We start from the raw sequence: 2,302 nt of genomic DNA, 5'->3' as shown, positions 1-2,302 counted from the left end.
CGACCTGGCGGTCCATCAGGCGGAAATCGCCGACGTTCTCCGGCATCTCGACTTCGGAGAGCCGGTTGTGCACGCGATAGTAGAGCGCGGCGGCCACGCGCTGCATCAGCGGATCGCACATGCGGTCGGTACGTTTCGCGGCAACGACCTTGGCGCCGGCGTGCCAGCGTTCGATCATCGCGGGGATCAGCGCGGGCGGGTCCTGCAGGTCGGCGTCGATCAGGATCACGGCCGCGCCGGCGGCTTCGTCGATGCCGGCGGTAAGCGCGGCCTCCTTGCCGAAGCGGCGCGTGAGATCGACGACGCGCACGCGCGGATCGCCGGCCATGACCGCGAGCAGCCGGTCGAGCGTGCGATCGCGGCTGCCGTCGTTGACGCAGACGATCTCGAAGCGGACCGCGTCGACCGATTCGAGGACGGGCAGTGTTTCGGCAAAGAACGCGTCGATCGTTTCGTCTTCGTCGTGAAACGGCACGACGAGCGAGACCAGCGGTTTTCTGGCGTGCGTGGGCATGCGTCTCCCCGAGAGATTCGGCCTGCGCTGCACCGTATGGATCCGGGTGTCGTCAGCCGCAGGCCGGACGACAGGCGTTACGATTATTGTATGCAGAAATCGACGATTCGTAATACCGATGCGCGGGGTGTGCGGGGGGCTGTTTCACCGTCGGGACAGGGTTCGTCGACGGCAGGCGCGCTGCAAGACAAGCAAGTATCGGGATTGTGCTTATCGGCGCATGGGGAGCGCGGGAGCGGCTTCATGCGATGCCGTGGCCGGATTCCGATGGTCGACCATCCGCTCGAATCATGCAGGGCGTCGCGCCGGTAGCGCGTGGCAATCCGCTCAGGGCGCGCGGACGGTATCGATGTGCGCGCCGCGGCCCGCGAGCCGTGCGCGCCGCAGCAGCATGAGCAGGGCGACCGACGTGACAGCAGGCCCGATCTGCGGCAGCTTCATCCACGGATTCAGAAACTCGTACAGCGGCAGCGCCCACATGGCGGCGACGACGCTTTGCTCGCCGCGCAGCCAGCCGTTCTGCGAGCCGATGGCGATCATGCACGCGATCGGGATGCACAGCCACGACAGTTCGTAGTGCCAGACATAGGGATTCACGGCGAGCGTCGCGATGACCAGTACCGCGCCGCGCAGCCGCACATCCCGGTTGCGGTGCCAGACGAAGCACGCGGCCGCGATCGAGATCGCGGCGATGCCGGCTTGCCCGGCGTACGCGAGTGCCGGCGACAGGCCGGCGAGGCGGAACGCCGCGAACGGTGTCGGCGACGCAAACCAGAACGGCACGCCATGCTCGATGATCAGCGAACGCAGCGCGCCGGCGTTTTGCAGAAAGAGGCGGACCGATTCGATGCCGCCCGTCGCGACGCCCAGCGCGGTGAACGCGACGGCGAATGCCGCGGCCCACGCGAACGCACGCCATGCGCGCGCGGCGATCAGCACGAACGGAAACAGCAACGCCAGTTGCGGCTTGACCGACAGCAGGCCGATCAGGAAGCCGGCCAGCATCGGCCGCCGATCGACGAAATACACGGCGAGCGCCGCGCACGCCGCGGTCAGCATCGCGTTCTGTCCGTACGTCGCGGTGACGAACACGCCCGGGCATGCAAGCAGCGCGAGCCAGCCGACGCGTGTCGCGCCGGGCGTCGCGGCGAGCCCCGACACACGCCAGGCCGCCACGCCGAGCAGCACGATGCCGAGCGCGATGAACAGCGGATAGCTGATCGCATAGGGCAGCAGCGCGAACGGCGCCACCACCAGCAGATACGAAGGCGGGTACAGCCACGGCAGGAACGCATAGCGGCCGGTCGTCGGGAACAGGCCGGCGAGCACCCGCGAGAACGTCGGGACGTCGTAGGCCTGCCACGACGAGCCGTGCAGCATCAGGTGCGACGCGGACCAGAACACCATGTACCCCGAGCCGGGGCGGAACGTGCCCGGGTCGGTCGAGAGGATGCCGTTCCAGACGAGCAGCGACACGAACAGCACGCCGATCGTCAGCATGACCGCGCTGTAAAGCGCGATGCGGCCGGGCGTCAGCCAGACGCGAACGGCGCGTTCGTCGGTCCGTATCGATGAGCTGGAAATATCCATGCGACGTTACTTGACCGACAGGTTGCGCGATACCGGCACGCCGACGGCGGCGGCCTGCCGGCGTCGGGCCGTGACGACACGCCGGACCGGAAACTGCAGCAGCTTCGAACCGTCCGGCTGCGCGGCGTGCCGCGCGGGCTGCTGGCCCGCATGGGCGTTGGCGCGGTAGCGGCGCCGCACCAGATAGACCGGTCGCTG

At 68.3% G+C, this 2,302-nt stretch carries 2 protein-coding genes and 1 pseudogene; all 3 read right to left on the bottom strand.

Annotation, left to right across the window (positions count from 1 at the left end; genetic code table 11):
* Positions 1-514, bottom strand: a 514-nt coding sequence (locus tag VL15_RS24905) for a glycosyltransferase family 2 protein (RefSeq protein WP_048249172.1), incomplete at its 3' end; no start/stop codon positions are given.
* Between the two features lie 327 nt (positions 515-841).
* Positions 842-2,104, bottom strand: a complete 1,263-nt coding sequence (locus VL15_RS24900; protein WP_048249171.1) for a glycosyltransferase family 87 protein — start codon at positions 2,102-2,104, stop codon at positions 842-844.
* 6 nt (positions 2,105-2,110) lie between these two features.
* Positions 2,111-2,302 (bottom strand): annotated as a pseudogene (locus tag VL15_RS42785) (glycosyltransferase); the annotation flags it as partial.

It is taken from the genome of Burkholderia cepacia, from assembly GCF_001039005.1.
Classification (GTDB): domain Bacteria; phylum Pseudomonadota; class Gammaproteobacteria; order Burkholderiales; family Burkholderiaceae; genus Burkholderia; species Burkholderia theae.
The sequence above is the reverse complement of the archived record's forward strand: the minus strand, read 5'-3'. Positions and strand labels throughout refer to the sequence as shown.

What these genes read in the sequence shown, in the direction of transcription:
- VL15_RS24900 (WP_048249171.1), bottom strand. Translation starts at nt 2,104, where the DNA reads ATGGATATTTCCAGCTCATCGATACGGACCGACGAACGCGCCGTTCGC.